General features: G+C 70.3%; 10 protein-coding genes. 6 read left to right on the top strand and 4 right to left on the bottom strand.

The genetic code is table 11. From position 1 onward, the window contains the following. The 4 genes from KK483_RS33420 to KK483_RS33405 all read right to left on the bottom strand — a co-directional run bounded on the left by KK483_RS33420 (nt 1) and on the right by KK483_RS33405 (nt 8,636). Nucleotides 1-1,911 carry a family 20 glycosylhydrolase gene (locus KK483_RS33420; protein ID WP_262008953.1) on the bottom strand — a complete coding sequence of 637 codons (1,911 nt, stop codon included), beginning with the start codon at nt 1,909-1,911 and terminating at the stop codon, nt 1-3. A 186-nt stretch (nt 1,912-2,097) separates the two neighbouring features. Beyond that, on the bottom strand, nt 2,098-4,374 hold the full coding sequence (locus tag KK483_RS33415; RefSeq protein WP_399015698.1) for a glycosyl hydrolase family 95 catalytic domain-containing protein: 2,277 nt from the start codon (nt 4,372-4,374) through the stop codon (nt 2,098-2,100). Nucleotides 4,375-4,655: 281 nt separating this feature from the next. Beyond that, the gene (locus KK483_RS33410) at nt 4,656-7,529 is read right to left on the bottom strand and encodes a hypothetical protein (RefSeq protein ID WP_262008952.1); all 2,874 of its coding nucleotides are present in this window, start codon (nt 7,527-7,529) and stop codon (nt 4,656-4,658) included. A 123-nt stretch (nt 7,530-7,652) separates the two neighbouring features. Beyond that, complete coding sequence (locus KK483_RS33405; RefSeq protein ID WP_262009801.1) at nt 7,653-8,636, bottom strand: hydroxyacid dehydrogenase; 984 nt, start codon at nt 8,634-8,636, stop codon at nt 7,653-7,655. Between the two features lie 326 nt (nt 8,637-8,962). Between KK483_RS33405 and KK483_RS33400 the strand changes: the two genes are divergently transcribed. The 6 genes from KK483_RS33400 to KK483_RS33375 all read left to right on the top strand — a co-directional run bounded on the left by KK483_RS33400 (nt 8,963) and on the right by KK483_RS33375 (nt 16,166). Further along, nucleotides 8,963-10,105 carry a substrate-binding domain-containing protein gene (locus tag KK483_RS33400; RefSeq protein ID WP_262008951.1) on the top strand — a complete coding sequence of 381 codons (1,143 nt, stop codon included), beginning with the start codon at nt 8,963-8,965 and terminating at the stop codon, nt 10,103-10,105. Nucleotides 10,106-10,418: 313 nt separating this feature from the next. Then, entirely contained in the window at nt 10,419-11,429 is a 1,011-nt protein-coding gene (locus KK483_RS33395) for an ABC transporter permease (RefSeq protein WP_399015693.1), read from the top strand. After that, on the top strand, nt 11,429-12,367 hold the full coding sequence (locus KK483_RS33390) for a carbohydrate ABC transporter permease (RefSeq protein ID WP_262008950.1): 939 nt from the start codon (nt 11,429-11,431) through the stop codon (nt 12,365-12,367). The genes KK483_RS33395 and KK483_RS33390 overlap by 1 nt, the downstream gene beginning before the upstream one ends. Nucleotides 12,368-12,463: 96 nt before the next feature. Further along, nucleotides 12,464-14,128 (top strand): extracellular solute-binding protein, encoded by a 1,665-nt coding sequence (locus tag KK483_RS33385; protein WP_262008949.1) that lies wholly within the window; start codon nt 12,464-12,466, stop codon nt 14,126-14,128. Nucleotides 14,129-14,247: 119 nt separating this feature from the next. After that, nucleotides 14,248-15,441 carry a hypothetical protein gene (locus KK483_RS33380; protein WP_262008948.1) on the top strand — a complete coding sequence of 398 codons (1,194 nt, stop codon included), beginning with the start codon at nt 14,248-14,250 and terminating at the stop codon, nt 15,439-15,441. 74 nt (nt 15,442-15,515) lie between these two features. Next, complete coding sequence (locus KK483_RS33375; RefSeq protein ID WP_262008947.1) at nt 15,516-16,166, top strand: polysaccharide lyase; 651 nt, start codon at nt 15,516-15,518, stop codon at nt 16,164-16,166. Nucleotides 16,167-16,242: the final 76 nt, after the last annotated feature.

Genomic DNA, 16,242 nt, shown 5'->3' with positions numbered 1-16,242 from the left:
TCAGTGGGGGTCCAGGCGCCATACGGCGGGCGGCTGCTGGTCGGCCGGGTACTGCACCATCCGGCCGTCCTCGGTGACGTGGACGGCCATCTGCGTGATGGCGTTGGTGAGGCGGTAACCGCCGGGGACCTCGGTGAGCTGCCAGCGCTGGAGCGTGTTGGACGCCGCGCAGGTCTCCTCGGTGACCGGGGTGCCGGGCTGGAGCGGGACGTTCAGGGTGAGCCGGCCGCTGCGGGTCTCGGCGCAGCGGCCGCCGGCCGCGGACGTCAGCGTGGCGTAGCCGTCGGCGGTGCGGCTGATCCGCCAGTCGGCGGGGGCGAGCCGCCCCTTGCTGTCGCGCAGGGTGTACGTGCCCTCGGCGACCGGCAGCCGGGTCAGGTCGCGCCATCCGGGGGCGTGGCCCGCGGCCTCGGCGCGGGCGGTGAAGGCGTCGTAGGTCGCGTCGGGGTTCGGGGTGCCCCAGGTGGTCTGGGCAAGGTAGCGCAGCGGCAGGTACATGCCCGCGGCGACCTCGTTCTCGGTGTTGCCGCGCCCGTTGTCCGGCCAGAGGCTGATCTTCGCTCCGGTGATGCCGTCGCGGGAGGCGACCTTCTCGCCCTCGAAGCTGCGCGGGTCCCACTGCTGCTCGTAGAGCGACCTGGTGTTCATGTGGAAGCCGCCGCGGATCAGGTACAGCGAGTACGAGGCGTTGAGCACGGGGTAGCCCTGGGCGAGGAGTTCGCTCGGCTTGGTCTTCACGTTCAGCCAGTGCTCAACGGTCGTACCGGCTCTGACGGGCACGGTGTGGTCGCCGGTGAGTCCGTCGTTCCAGATGCGCAGCCGCTTGCCCTTGGCGGCGGCGTAGTCGTGGACGCGGTTGACGAAGTCGATGAAGGCGTCCTGCGGGGTGGCGTCAGGGCCGTACTTCTCGCGTGCGTACTCAAGGACGTGCGGGTACTTGGCGAAGTCCGAGCCGAGCATGTACTCGTCGGCGCCCATGTGCCAGGCGCGGGAGGTGAAGACCTCGGCGTACTCGTCGATGAGCGAGGTGTAGTAGGCGAACGCCTCGGGGGCGGTCACGTCGAGGCGGGACGGCTGGGGCTTGCCGTCGCTGTCGGTGAGCTGGAGGTCGGGCCGGTTCTCGATCCACGGGTCCATGTGCCCCGGGGAGTTGATCTCCGGGATGACGGTGACGTGGTACTTCTCGCCGAGTGCGACGAGCGCCCGGATCTCGTCCCTGGTGTAGTAGCCCCAGGTGTTGGCCTCGGGATGGGCCTCGCTCTTCACCTTCAGTTCGAGGAGCAGCTGGTTGAGCTTGTTGTACGCCATGTCGCGTACGAGGTTCTCCAGCCAGTCGGGGGTGATGTGGATGTAGCAGGCGCACACGCCGACGCCGCGCTCGGCGTACTGCGGCACGTCCACGGTGCGCCCGGCCGGTATCCGGGCGTCCGCGGCGAGGAGTTGGAGGAGCGTGCGGGTGCCGTAGAAGGCACCGGCCTCGGTGGCTCCGGTGATGGCGGCGGTGCGGCCCGCCGTCAGCTCGTACCCCTCGGCGCCCAGGCTCTTCTTCCGTGCGGGTGCGACGGAGACAACGATGTCGCCGGTACGTGCGCCTCCGTCGGCGACGGGCACGGTGCCGTGACCGGCGGCGCGCAGGTCGCCCGCGAGGGTGGCGGCGACGCGCCGTGCGCCGATGTCGCGCGGGTCCGCGACGAGGCGGGTGTGCCGACCGAAGGCGAAGCTCCCCTTCCCGGGTGTCCAGTTGTCCAGGGCGGGGACGATGGCCGGCGGTGCGGATGCGGAGGTCGCCGCGTCCGCTTCGGCCGTGGCCCCGGCGGCGCCCGGTGCCGGTCCCGTGATCAGCAGCAGGGCAGCCGCCATGGCGCCCAACAGCCGGGAGATGGATCGTCTGCGTAGCACTGCAAGTCCCATCGGAGCGGGGTACATGAGTTCAGTCATCGGATCTCTAACCCCCGGATGACCGACTGCCGATCCAATCCGCGGACCCCGGCGCAGGTCAAGATGTGGGCCGGAACGTGTGCAGAACGTCCAAGTCCGCTTGGACATTTGTGCGTCGATAGATCCGATCGCTGGCGTGCGTCGTGCGCTCCGTGTATGTCAGGCGGGCAACCCCCAGCGCGGGCCCCGGGCATCGGGTTCGACCGGGGTGACGGAGAGGTCGGGGTGCTCCCCCTCGGGATGGATCAGGGCCTCGCCGCCGGGCGCCAGCGGGATCCGGATCCTCCCGTCGCCCAGGTCGGCCCAGGGCAGCGGCCGCCCCTCGCCGTCGACCACGGTCAGCGGGCGCGCGATCCCGGTCTCGACGGTGCACGGCGCCCCCGCCTCGCTGTGCAGACGCACCCAGCGGGTGCGGCCGCCCCGGCGCGAGGCGCTGAGCAGGAAGGCGCCCTGGGTGCGGAAATCGTGCACGGTCACGTCCTGCCATGCGGCGGGGATCGCGGGGAGGACCCGGATCACCCCGCCCCAACTCTGGCAGACCATGTCGTGCAGGGACTGGGCGGCCGACAGCGGCGTCTCGATGACCGGGCCGGACTCCTCGTACATGGTGTTGGGCTTCACGAAACGGTCGAGCAGCTCGCTGAGATGGCCCCACGCGGCGTCGCCCCGCCGCATCTGGGCGCAGACGGAGGCGGCGCCGGTGAAGCTGTAGCCCTGGAGCGCGCCCTCGAAGCCGATCCAATGGGCCAGGGAGGTCTCGATGAGCTCCCGCTGCTCCGGGTCCTCCCAGGTGAGTTCGTACAGGGGGTAGATCGCCAGCAGATGGGAGTAGTGGCGGTGGGACCGGTCGAAGGGGACGCCCGCGCCGATCATGAGGCCGTTGCCGTCCACCGGATAGGGGGCGAGGTCGGTGAGCACCTCGCGCCAGCGGGGCGCCAGCGGGTCGTCGATGCCGAGCAGTTCCGCGGATTCGGCGAGGGTGGCGCAGCCCCAGCGCAGGAGTTGCAGGTCGTAGTTGCAGTCGGGGGCGTTGACGCCGTACTCCGGCGAGGAGGTGGCGGGCAGGTGCAGCCGGCCGTCGGAGCCGCGGTGGAGGAAGTGCAGGTAGTAGTTGACGGCCCTGCGCAGGAGCGGGAAGACGGTGTCGCGCAGGATCGACTCGTCCATGGTGTGGCGGTAGCTGAGCCAAGCGTTGTGCAGGGCCCAGGTGAGGTTGCCGACCTCGGGCGCGGGCTCGTCCTGCCCGGGGACGCCCATCGGATAGCCGCCGTTCGCCGCGTCGAGGCCGCCGTCGAGACGGGTGTCCGTCGTACGGGCGATGCCGGCGCTGTCGCTCCGGTACGGCTCCGCGACCGCGTCGGCGAGCGCGGACCGGTTCTCGCTCAGCGTGCGGGTGAGCGCGTCGAGTTCGAGGTGGTTGGAGCCGTGGATCAGCCAGTACTCCAACTGCACGTTGAGGTTCCACCAGGTCGCCGGCCAGGGTGTGGGTTCCAGCCAGGGACCGCAGGTCGCCATGACGGGCGCGTCGGCGCGGGCCGCGGAGGCCGCCTTGTAGAGCTGGATCCAGTAGAAGCTCTGGAGGCGGGCGTCGGGCACGGACAGGAAGCTCTTGCGGTAGTAGGCGTTCCACCAGGCGCGGTGGCCGGGCAGGAGCTGGTCGTAGCAGGTCCCGGCGGCCCGGGCCACACTGAGCAGGGCGTCGTCACGGGCCGATGAACCGGGGAAGGAGTGGGCGATGCCCGCGTACAGCGTGCGCAGCCCGTCGCCGGTGGTCTCGCTCCAGGCCGTGGCGTGGCCGCCGCCCGCGAGCAGCCGCTGCACGGCCACGGAGGCCGAGCCGTGGCGCTCGACGACCGCGGGCGGATTGGCCCGGTAGCCCTCCGGCGGTTCGATGAACGCGGTGCGCGGGCTGACCGCCTCCGCCGGGTGGAAGACCCAGCGGAACTCCTCCTCCCCCGGGGACGGGATCGCCTCGACCACCAGCAGCGAGCGGTCGTTGTGCACCATGGCGCGCAGGGCGAGTGTGCCCGCCGTGGTGGTGAGCGTGCCGGCCAGCTCGGCGTCGTGCAGGCCGAGCCGCCAGTCGACGGCGGTGATCGTGCCGACCGGTTCCAGTGTGAAGTGGCCGACGGGGAGCCGGGCGAGGCCGAACAGTGCGCCGAACTCCGGCCGGTGGTCCTGCACTTCACTGTGCTGAACGGTGAAGCGCACGGCGTTCGCACCGGGTTCGGCGTACACGGCGGAGCCGAGCAGGGCGTTGCCGAGGAAAGGGCCCTCGTACCAGGTCCCCGGCATGCGCTGCCACACCATGTCGGCGTCGGCGAGCACCTTCCGCCACGCGGCGGGGTCGGCGGCGACGACCTGGCCGGCGGGTGCCTGTCCGGAGTCCCGGGCTTCCTGTCCGGTGTCCTGGAGGGTGAGTCGGGATGTTGTCATCGTTGCCTTCTGTGCGTACGGAGACGGACGTCGGACACCGCCCAGGCCGTGTCTGACAAATGGCGCCGTCCGCCCGCAGGGCGGGGTGCGCGGCGTCCGGTGCGTGCAACCGCAAGGCGGAGGATCATCCTCGTACTGGACGTACTCGGATGACTCCGACAACGCAGCGTGGGGGCACCTCCCGTGCCCGAAGGGCTACGGGGGTGGGGGCACCTCCCAGGCGCGAGCTCTGGGGGAGCGTGCCGGGCATCGCGCGCCAGGCGGGATTTGTCAGACACGGCCTAGGGCCGCAGTCGGTCCAGGTGGTCGAGGTCGTAGGTCGTGTCACCCAGCGTCAGGCCGGCGCCGTCGGCGGTGGGCGTGGCGGTGGGCGCAGTGCCTGTGCCGACGGCCAGGACGATGCGGAAGTCCGCGTCCGTGCCGGTGCGCGTGACCCGGAAGGCGCCCTTGTCGACGGAGAGTTCGGCGCCGTCGGGGTCGAGCACCCACCCCTTGAGCCAGCTGTCGCCCTTGCGGAAGAGGAAGGTCGTGGCGCCGTTCTCGGTCTCGCCGTGGGTGATGGTGACGCCCGCCTCCGGGGCGAGCTGCCAGTCGTAGCGGTGCGCGGCGGTGTCGGCGAACGTGTCGTGGACCGCGATCACCGAGTCCGCGCCCCCGACGGGGCGCAGGTCCACGGCGATGTCGCGCCGGGCCGTGGCCACCTCGTAGTTGAGGTGCCCGTCGAGGGAGACGAAGCCGCCGCCCTGCCCCTCGTAGGCGTGGGACGCGAGCGTCTCGCCCCTGCCGGGCGAGTCGTCGTTGGTGACGCTGCGCCGTTCGGGCCGACCGTCGATGAGCGGCTTGGAGAGGAGCTCCCGCTTCGTCAGGTCCTTGGCGGGCTGGCGGGCCCAGGTGGCGTCGTGGCTGATCAGGCTGAGCCCGAAGGTCTCGTAGCCGTTCCAGCCGAGATGGCTCTGGTTGCGGTTGGTCAGTCCGACCAGGACGTCGTCCCGGTCCTGGTAGCGGCTGCGGAACTGGTACGCGCCGCCGTGGTCGTCGAGCAGCGCGGAGCGTACGGCACGGGGGCCCTGGTCCGGGTCGCGCGGGGTGACGCCCTTCGGCCAGTACAGGATCGCGGCCCATGCCTGGGAGCTCGCGAGCATGGGGGTGCTGCCGGTGGCTCCGATGGTGCGCTCGAAGTGCCACAGGTACGCCGGCAGCTGCTCCCTCGGCACGGTCGGGAAGAACAGCGGGGCGATGGCGACGCCGCCCTGCGGGGAGCCGACGCCCCACTGGAGGCGGTCGGTCTTCTCGCGCAGGGAGAGGCTGTGCATGAGCAGCGCGCCGAACCGCGGGCGCTTCCAGGACGTGCCCAGCGCGTCGATTCCGGCGTCCAGCGAGGCGTTGATCGCCGGGGCGCTGATGGAGAGGCCGTAGCTGAGGTAGTCGAGACCTTCCTGGTCCCAGCCGGTGTCGGAGTAGGCGGAGTCGAGATGGCGGCGCACCTGGTCGGTGAGGTCGGCGATACGGCGCTCCCTCAGGTCGAAGTCGCCGTCGCCGCGCACCGCCAGCTGCATGGCCAGCTCTGCGCCGCGGATCACCGAGGTCCAGTTGGACGCCTTGTCCGGCCAGTCGATGTTGGGGTGGTGGCCGACCTCGAAGAACGCCTCGGCACGGTGGAAGCCGTCGCGTGCCCGGGCGCGCTGCTCCTCGGTCCAGGCTGTGTAGGACCAGTCGTAGATCTGGGCGAGACGGACGATGCAGTTGGCCGATTCGAGGAGGTTGGAGGTGGTCAGGTAGGGCAGGTTGGCCTCGGAGACGACGAACCCGTCGAAGGCTTTCTGCGCATGGGCCGCATCGCCGGTGATCTGGTGGGCGAGCGCCGCTTCGCTGCCCCAGACGCAGTTCTGGGCGTAGACGCTGCCGGCGTAGGCGGAGGGGCCGGCGGTGACGCGTTCGAGGAGCTTCTTCCACAGCTCCTGCGGGGTGCCCGGCCTGCTCACCGCCGCGCGGGCGTCGGCGATGCGCTCGCGGGTGGCCTCGCCGCGCGGGTGCTGGAGGCTGCCCAGGGAGGCGGTGGCGACGGTCCGGCCGTCGCGTACGACGGAGAACTCGGTCACACCCCTGCGCCGGGACTCCGGCAGGGTGACCCCGCCTGCCGCGACGTCGTACACGCCGACCTTGCGCCGGCCCGCGTAGACGGTGGTGGTCCCGGTGGTGCCGGCCTTGAACCGCCAGGCCAGGCGGGTGTGGCCGTCGATACGGGTCGCCGAGAGGACATCGGTCTGCTGCTGGTCCTCGAAGACCGCGGGCGCGGTCACGGTGGCGGCCGCGGTGGTGCCCAGCAGCGCACCGTCGGCGCCCCGGGCGACGATCTTGTACGCGTAGGTCGCGCCGGGCGCGGTGGTGGCGTCCTCGGCCGCGGTGAACCTCTTCAGCGTCCGGATGCGGGTGTCCGCGGACGGGGTGAAGCCGGGGTCGGCGGAGCGGTGGATCTCGTAGCTCTCGGGCGTCGAGGCGAGTCCGCTCATGTTCCAGGTCAGCTCGATCTCACCGGTGGGCTGGGGGCTCGCGCCGACCACCCCGGCGATGTCGACCGGCTCGATGGTGAGGTTGTCGACGAGGTAGCGGCCGCTCGCGCCGTCCAGCATCGGCTCGACCGACAGCTCGGTGGTGCCGGCGGGGGCGGACACGTACGCCGCGACGTGCTTCCAGTCGTGCGTCCCCGATGTGCGGCCGACGAGGCTGAGGGGCACACCGCCGCCCACGTACTGCACCCTGACCGCCGCGGCATAGCCGGCGACGTTCTCGGCCTTGACGTCGAGGTCGACGCGGAAGAACTGCACCTTTCCCGGGCCCGGGTTGGTGATGCGGCGGCTCACGGCGGTGCGGTCGTCGGGCGAGTTGCCGGTGAGCTCCAGAGCCTTGCTGCCGTCGGGTCCCGCCCCGTCGCGGACGGCTATGGTGCCGTCGCCCACCGGCTTCCACGGGCCCCAGCCCACCGGGAGGCCGTCGGCGGCCACCTGCTCGAAGTCGCCGTTGGGGAGCAGCGTCGCGGCGAAGGCGGGGGGCGGGAGCGTCACGGCGAGGGCTCCCGCCACCATCGCGCCGATGGCGGCGGTGCGCAACAGACGGGGCCGGGTCGGGGGTCGGGGCACGGCGGCGGCTCGGCTCATGGCTGGCTCCAGGTGACGTGGCTGCGTCGGTACGTCAGGGCATGGGTACGGCGGTACGGCGGTGCGCGCGCGGTGCGGCGGCGTGCGGTGCGTCGAGGGGCCTGACACCGCGTGGGTACGGATTCAGGCGCTGCGGTCGAGGCGCTCGCGCAGCACCGGATGGGCAAAGGCCAGCCCGGCGGCGTAACGGCCGAGTTCGGCGACGGCGCAGTCCGCCATGCGGTGCAGTTCGTTCCCGAACGAACCGGCGAAGTGGGGGGTGAGCAGAACGTTGGGCAGGTCGTACAGCGGTGATCCGGCGGGCAGGACCTCGGGCTCGGTCACATCGATGACCGCCCGGAGCCTGCCCGCCACCAGTTCGTCGGTGAGCGCGTCCTGGTCGACGAGGGAGCCGCGCGCGGTGTTGATCAGCGTGGCGCCGTCCCGCATCAGCCCGAGCCTGCGCCGGTCGATCATCCGCCGGGTCCCGGGCAGTTCGGGGGCGTGGATGCTCACCACGTCGCAGGCGCGGCACAGTTCGTCGAGTTCCCGCTTGCGCACGCCCAGGGCGGTGGCCTCGGCCGGACCGAGGAACGGGTCGTGGACGAGGACGTCCAGGTCGTAGGGGCGCAGCAGTTCGATGACGCGGCGGCCGATGGTGGAGGCGCCGACGATCCCGACGGTGCGGCGGTAGTTGCCGACTGCGGGGAACTCCGCACGCCAGTTGCGCTTCTCCCCGCGGTGCGTGCGGTACTCCTCGCGGGCCTCCAGTACCCGCTTGTTGGAGAGCAGGACGGTGGCGACGGTGTATTCGGCGACCGGGAGGGCGTTGACCGCCGCGGCCGACGAGACGGCGATGCCGCGGTCCCAGCAGGCGTCGGTGATGTGCCCGCGTACGGAGCCGGCGGCGTGGACCACCGCGCGCAGCCGCGGTGCGGCGGCGAGCACCGCTTCGTCGATGCGCGGGCAGCCCCAGCCGGTGAACAGCACCTCGGTCTCGCGCAGCGCCGCGGCCGCTGCCGGCCGGGAGAAGTCGTCGACGACGAGGGCCGGCACCGGATCGGCGACGCGGTGGAGTTCGGCGCGGGTGCGGCCGGTGAGCAGCCGCGGCTCCATGGCGGGGTCCATCGCGAGCAGTACGCGTGGACGTGGCCGCGGCTGCGGAGCCGGCGGGCCCAGCGGGGCCGGTGTCGCCGGTGCGGCCGGGAGCAAGGGCTCCTCGGGGTCGGTCGTCAGCGCGGGCACGGCGGCTCCTCGGACTTGGCGTGCTCAATCATGAGCGCTCGGCGAGTGCCGCGACTCTAGGGAAAGGGCTTTCTATCGTCAAGAGCGAACTTCGAACATCGCTCACTGCGAAAGCATGAGTAAGCTCATCGCTTCATGGCGACGAAACCGCGCGACAGTGCACCACCACGTGCGCAGCCGGGTGCGCGGCCGGACTCGGGGAGGACACCGTGCGGTTCACGATGGAAGAGCGCCATCAGCGGATCATCGAGCTCGTGAGGTCCTGCGGGACGGTCCGGCTGGTCGAACTCGCCGACCATCTGGACATCTCCACCGTGACGGCGCGCCGAGACGTCGACACCCTCGCGGGCCGGGGCATCGTCGACCGGGCGAGAGGCGTCGTGTCCTGGCCCGACGCCCCCTCCCCCGCCGAGCGCCTGCAGCACGCCGAGCGCGGGGTGCCCGACACGACAGCCGCCCCCGCCACCTCCGCCTCCGGCCCGGTGCTCGGCATGGTCGTGCCCAGCACCCGGCACTACTTCGAGCAGGTCGTCCGCGGCGCAGGGGAGGCCGCCGCGGCCGCCGGCGGCCGGCTCGTACTCGGCTTCTCCGGCTACTCCCAGAGTCCCGACTTCCAGATCGGCCGGATGCTGGACAGCGGTGTCGAAGGGCTGCTGCTCACCCCCAACTGGCCGACCGGCGTGAGCGGACAGGACTCCCCCGGCCTGGAGTTCGGCGTCCCCGTCGTCCTCGTCGAACGCCGGGGCGCACCCGGCACCGGCGCCGCCCGGCTCGACCGGGTCTGCACCGACCACGCCGCCGGGGCCGGCCTCGCGGTGGAACGACTGGCAGGGCTCGGCCACGAGCGCATCGCCCTGGTGGCCGGCGACAGCCCGACCCGGGTGCAGGTGATGGCGGGCTTCGACACCGCGTTGCGCACACTCGGTCTGGCCCGGCCCCCGGTGGCGGCCATCGAGTTCCACGCCGAGGACCCCGATCCGGCCCGCCAGGAGGCGTCGGTCGACCGACTGGCCGACGCGGTGCGCGAGCGCGAGGTCACCGCCGTGCTTGTGATCAGCGACACCGACGCGATCCTCCTGCTCCAGTTGCTGCGCGACCGGGGCGTCGAAGTCCCCCGGGATCTCGCCCTGGTCGCCTACGACGACGAGGTGGCCGCCCTCTCGGAGCTCCCGCTGACGGCGGTGGCCCCGCCCAAGTACGCCGTGGGGCAGGCGGCGGTGCGTCTGCTCCAACAGCGGGTCCGCGAGCGGGCGTTCGCGGATGCCGTCGCTCCGTCGCCGCGCCAGCACCTGGACCTGCTGCCCGAGTTGCGGGTGCGCGCCTCCTGCGGCGCCCGGCTTGAAACTTTGTAAGTGACATCAAAACGATCGTTTTTCAAAAGTTTGTTACGAACGTCTTGACTTCGATCGCGCGGAACGTAAAAACTGCGCATCGCCGCACCGTTGCAGGGCCTCCACGGCCGGCGCACCGGACGGCGACATCACCGCCCGCACCGCAACCGGACGAGCCGCCGGCTTCCCCTTGAGCCCGGCCCGGAACGCACGGCGAGCCGCTTCCGGGCACCCCCCAATGCCCGCTGCGCGCACCTCACCGAGCCAGGCGGCACTCCGCCCCCGCCGCCCCGATTGCCCAGGCACAGCTCACGCGCATCGAAGGGAACCACCCATGGCCGTGTCCGTGGACGATCCGCCCACGCCGAGCAAGTCCGGGAAACCGTACGGGTCCTCGGCCGCCGCACCCCGCGGCGGCGACTCCGCGCGGGGCCGCAGCACGCAGAGCCTGCTGTCCCGTATCCGCAGGGACCGGGTCCTGCTCCTGCTGATGCTTCCCGGCATCCTGTACTTCCTGGTCTTCCAGTACCTGGCGCTGTTCGGAAACGTGATCGCGTTCAAGGACTACATGCCGTTCATCGGCATCCTCGACAGCGAGTGGGTGGGATTCGCCAACTTCCAGACCCTGTTCGGTGAGGCGGCCTTCTGGCAGGCCGCGCTGAACACGGTGGTGCTCTCGCTTCTGCAGCTGGTGTTCTACTTCCCGATCCCGCTCGCACTGGCGCTCCTGCTGCACAGCCTGATCCAGGGACGTGCGCGGAAGTTCGTGCAGAGCGTGGTGTACCTGCCGCACTTCATCTCATGGGTGATCGTCGTCGCCCTCTTCCAGCAGGTGCTCGGCGCGGGCGGACTGCTCAACGGACTGTTCGGCGGCACGGACGGCCACCTGATCGACGTCTTCGGCAATCCGGACGCGTTCCGGCCCTTGATGGTCGTCGAGCTGATCTGGAAGGAGTGCGGCTGGGGCACCATCATCTTCCTCGCCGCACTGCACCAGGTGGACGAGGGTCTGTACGAGGCCGCCGCGCTCGACGGAGCCGGGCCCTGGCGCCGCTTCTGGCACGTCACCCTGCCCTCACTGCGTCCGGTGATCATTCTGCTGCTGATCCTGCGCCTCGGTGACATTCTCTCCGTCGGCTTCGAGCAGATCCTGCTCCAGCGCGACATCTTCGGCGCTGACGTCGCCGAGGTCATCGACACCTACGTCTACTTCCACGGCGTCCGGGACGGGAACTGGGGTGTGGCCACAGCAGCCGCCCTGTTCAAGGGCGTGATCGGCGCCGTCCTCGTCTTCTCCGCGAACAAGTTCGCCCACCGGCTGGGCGAGCAGGGGGTGTACCGCTGATGAGCCTCGCACTCGAGGACAAGACCTCCGCCGCCCCTGAGCGCTTCGAGCGCCCGGCGTGGAAGGAGAAGCCCAAGCCGATCACCCAGGCAGCGAAGGCTGTCGCCCTGGTGGTCACGGTCCTGGTGGTCGTGGTCCCGTTCTGGACGGTGATAGCCACCAGCTTCGCCCCCGACCGGCAAGTGATCGCCAACGGTGGTTACGCCCTGTGGCCGGAGCAGTGGACCTTCGCCGCCTACGGCCGGATCCTCGAACAAGGCCAGGTCACCACTGCCCTGGGCGTCTCCGTCGGGATCACGATCGCGGGCACGCTGTTCAGTCTGTTCTGCACGGTGACGCTGGCCTATGCCCTCGCCCGGCCCGGTGTGGTGGGCGGCAAGCCGGTCATGATCGGCATCCTGTTCACCTTCCTCTTCCCGGCAGGCTTCATTCCCACCTTCCTGGTGGTCAAGAGCCTGGGGCTGTACGACAGCTACGCGGCGCTGATCCTCCCTGTGCTGGTCAACGCCTTCAACCTCGTCGTCATGCGCGGCTTCTTCCAGGGCATCCCGAACGAGCTCTTCGAGTCGGCCAAGATCGACGGCGCCGGCGAGCTGCGCATCCTCTGCACGATCGTCCTGCCGTTGTCCAAGGCGGTCATCGCGGTCGTCGGCCTGTTCTACGCCGTCAGCTACTGGAACAGCTGGTTCAACGCCGTGCTGCTCCTCGGCGACACCAACAAGTGGCCGCTTCAGGCGCTGATGCGCACCTACGTCATCGGCACCACCAACGGCAATCTGATCGACGTCAAGGGTGCGGTGGAAGAACAGATGATCTACGCACCCCAGACCACGAACATGGCCGTGGTGGTGCTGGCGACGGTGCCGATCCTGATCCTGTACCCCTTCGTTCAGCGCTACTTCACCAAGGGTGTCCTCACCGGGGCCATCAAGAGCTGACCGGCCCAGCCCCGCACCACAGACTCCCCCACACCCCATCTCCTCCCCTCAGCTCCGGCACCTCGGTCCGGCATGTCCACAAGGAGTCGCGTTCCCATGAGTTCTGGCCTCTCCCGCAGATCCGTCCTCCGTTCGATCGGCATCGGCACGGCCCTCGCCGCCACGGGTGTCCCGCTGTCCGCGTGCTCCTCCTCCGGCGGCTCCGGCGGCTCCCTGGGCAACGTGGGCAAGGACCTCGCCCCGTGGCCTGCGTACGTGCCCCACCCGGACGCGCCGAGGCCCGAGCTCGCATCGAACGACAAGGGTGTGCAGCCCGGTTTCCTCTCCTACCCGAAGGAGCTGAAGCAGTCCGTCGCCGAGAAGCCGGGTGACGGCTCCAAGGTGACGGTCTGGACCATCACCTGGGGTGCCCCGCCGAGCGCCAAGGACAAGCACAAGCTGTGGCAGGCGCTGAACAAGGAGCTCGGCGTCGACCTGGACCTCAAGGTCGTGCCCGCCATGGAGGTCTCGCAGAAGTACGCGGCGCTGGTGGCCGGAGGCGAACTGCCCGACATCATCGCCGTCTCGCAGAACCTTCCCAACCCGACCGAGCTGCTCGCCGCCAAGTGCCAGGACCTGACCGAGTTCCTGTCCGGGGACGCCGTCAAGGAATATCCGAACCTGGCCGCCATCCCCGCCTACGCCTGGAAGGCCGCAGGCCGCATCGGCGGCAGGCTGTACCGCGTACCGGCCGAGCGGTCCCGGATCGGCCACTCCTACTACGCCAACCAGGGGCGGCTGAAGCAGGCCGGGATCTGGGTCCCGAAGGTCGGCGGGATCGCCGCCGACGACCTCACGAAGGGACTGCGGCAGATTACGGGCAGGAACAAGTTCGCCTTCGCCGCCGACCCGGCCGGGGCGTACGGCTTCAACTCCGTGATCCCCGTGCACGGAACACCCAACCAGTGGGCGCTCAAAGACGGCCAGTTCCTGCCGTCGATGGACACCGACGAGTTCAAGGCCGGTCTGGAGCAGATGGCCAAGTGGTGGAAGGCCGGCGTCTACAAGCCCCAGGTGGTGCAGGGCGGAACCGACTTCCAGAGCGGCGTCATCGCCCTCAACCCCAACTCGCAGGCATCCTTCTCCGGCCTCGCCACACAGATCAAGGACGGCTTCACGCTCGACACGCTCCGCCCGTTCCAGCCGTCCAACGGCGGCCGGCCCGGCCACTGGTTCTCTCCCGGTGCCGACTACTTCACCGCGCTGAAGAAGGCGTCCAAGGACCGGATCAAGCTGATGCTGCGCATCCTGGACTTCCTGGCCGCTCCGTTCGGCACCAAGGAGTGGGAGCTCATCCAGTACGGCGTGGAGGGCACGCACTTCGAGCGCGGCGCCGACGGCAGCCCGGTGCAGAACGAGTTCGCCCTCAACGGGGACAACCATGGCACCCTCGGCCTGACGTACCTGTGCGGCCCGCAGCAGGTGCTGTTCCTTCCCGGTTCCCTGCCGGGAGCCGCCGAGACGGTCAAGCGCCGCCACGCCTTCCAGACCGAGATCGCCGAGGTCGGCGTCGCCGACCCGTCGGTCGGCCTGCTGTCCAAGACCTTCAACACCAAGCTGTCCGAACTGCAGGTCGTCAGAGAGGACGCGATCAAGGCGATCGTGGCGGGCCGCAAGCCGCTCTCCGAGTGGGACACGACCGTCAAGGACTGGAAGTCCAAGGGCGGCGACCAGGCCGCCGAGGAGTACGCCAAGGAGTACGAGGCCGCCCAGAAGGCCTGACACCGGGCGCCGCCTCCCCCAGATCCCCGGCAGGGCCCTCCCCGCCTCCCTTTCGGGAGGGCCCTGCCGGTGAGCGCAGGCCGCGACGAGGCGGCCGCTTTCCCCCTCAGGAGGACACCTTGCAACGACGCAACGCCCTGTCCGTCCTTCGCGCCAAGTGCGCGAGACCCCTCGCGGCCGTAGCCGCCGTACTCGCCCTCGCTGCCCTGCCGACCACGGCCCCACCCGCGGCGGCGCAGAGCCCGGAAGCACCGAGCGCGGCGGCAGCCGGCTTCACCGTCTTCACCAACGAGCGCGGCGCCCACCCGCCGGGCCACCCCCAGTACGGAGCGACCAAGGCCACCGTCGTCTACGACGTCTTCGCCTACACGTGCGACGCCGTCGCCTGCTACTCCAACGGCAGCACCACCCTGCCCTCGCAAGCCACATACGAGGCCAAGGTCAAGGAGTACATGGGCGCGAGCCAGTTCGGCGGGGACCCGACGGCCCCTGTCGTGCTCGACTTCGAGGCCATCGAGATGACCCAGTTGTCGAACAGGCAGGCGGCGCTCAAGGCGCAAGGCCTGTGGCGCACGTTGCTCACCTGGACCCGCAACGCCGCCCCGCAGGCGCCGATCTGTCACTACGGCTACGACTGGCTCACCCTCAACCAGGACCTCATCGAGGATCTGCACGACGAAAACCTGCTCAACTGCTTCGCACCGCGTGCCTACTTCTACGACGGCCAGTCCCTCGCCGCGTGGGACTCCGACTTCGATGCCGCCATCGCCCGCGACCGCGCCATGGCGCCGAACCACCCCATCTACCCGTACGTGAACCCGTACTCCTTCAGCTCCCAGACGTATGTGCCGGGCAACGCCTGGGCCCATATGTTCGCCAAGGTGAAGGCGTCGGCGGACGGCGTCGTCATATGGGAGTCGACGGCGAACAACGCCAACGCCTGCGCCTGGGTGTCGCAGAACTCCTACGAGATGGGCGTCATCACCGGCACCGGCAGCACCGGCCCCTTCCAGGTGTCGGCGACGCTGCCGAGCGGGAACTGCATCGTCCCGCGCGGCACCACGACCACGGTCCCGGTCACCCTGACCAACACCTCCACCGCGACCACGCCCGCCACTCAGATGCAGAGCTTCAACAGCACGCCGGGCTTCTCCGGCAGCTGGAAGTACTGGAACGTGCCGGCACTGGCACCGGGTGCGACCTGGTCCACGGAACTGCCGATGGCCGTCGCGGCCACACAGACCACCAGCACCGCGCTGCTCCGCATCAGGACCGGTATCAGCGACACCCGGTGGGCGGTGATCGTCCAGTGAAAGGACGGAAGCACACGAAGCGCCTGCGGCGTCTTCTGCCCACGGCCGCCGCGGCCGCGGCCATGACCTTGGTCGTGGCCACTCCCGCGCACGCCTCGCTGATCTGGAACGGCGACGCGTCCGGAAGCACCGGGGTGTTCGCCGGGGTCCTGTGCGACTCCCCGAACTACGTCTACATCCCCGACTGGGGCGACGGCCGCGGCGACATCTTCGGCTTCGTCAACAAGGCGGGCGGTACGCGCTGCGAGGCGCACAGCGTCCGCGTCGGCGGTTCGGAGTACGCCTTCACGGGCGGCAGGGCCTACTGGTGGGGCTGGGAGTCCATGACCAGTACCGGAAACGCCGCGACCGTCTTCCAGTGGAAGTCGAACGGCACCGGCGAGCAGCACCAGCAGAACTACCCGGTGATCATGATGGTCCTGGAGAACCAGCTCCGCGTCTGGTACGTGGCGCCCGGTGAGCAGTGGATCCACGTCGGCAGCGGCGCCTGGACACCGGGGGCCTGGCACAAGATCAAGCTGGGCATCAGCGCGCAGTCCTCGACGAGCGGTTCGTTCCAGGTGTACCTGGACGGCAATCTGATCGTCGATCGGAATAACGCGCGCACCTGGGACGACCTGGGCAACAAGCCCCGCTGGGGCGTGTACGACTCCAACGTCGCCGACACCGACCAGGTCAACTGGATCAACGATCTGAAGATGGGCACCACCAGCGGCGACGTCTAGCCGCTCGCACACCCCGGTCGTGGCGGGCGGTCCCTGTCGCCGCCCGCCACGACCGGCACCACGCCCCCACTTCACC

It is taken from the genome of Streptomyces sp. FIT100 (assembly GCF_024584805.1).
In the GTDB taxonomy this organism is placed as follows: Bacteria; Actinomycetota; Actinomycetes; order Streptomycetales; family Streptomycetaceae; genus Streptomyces.
Note: the sequence above shows the minus strand (reverse complement) of the source record. Positions and strands in the feature narration are given on the sequence as shown.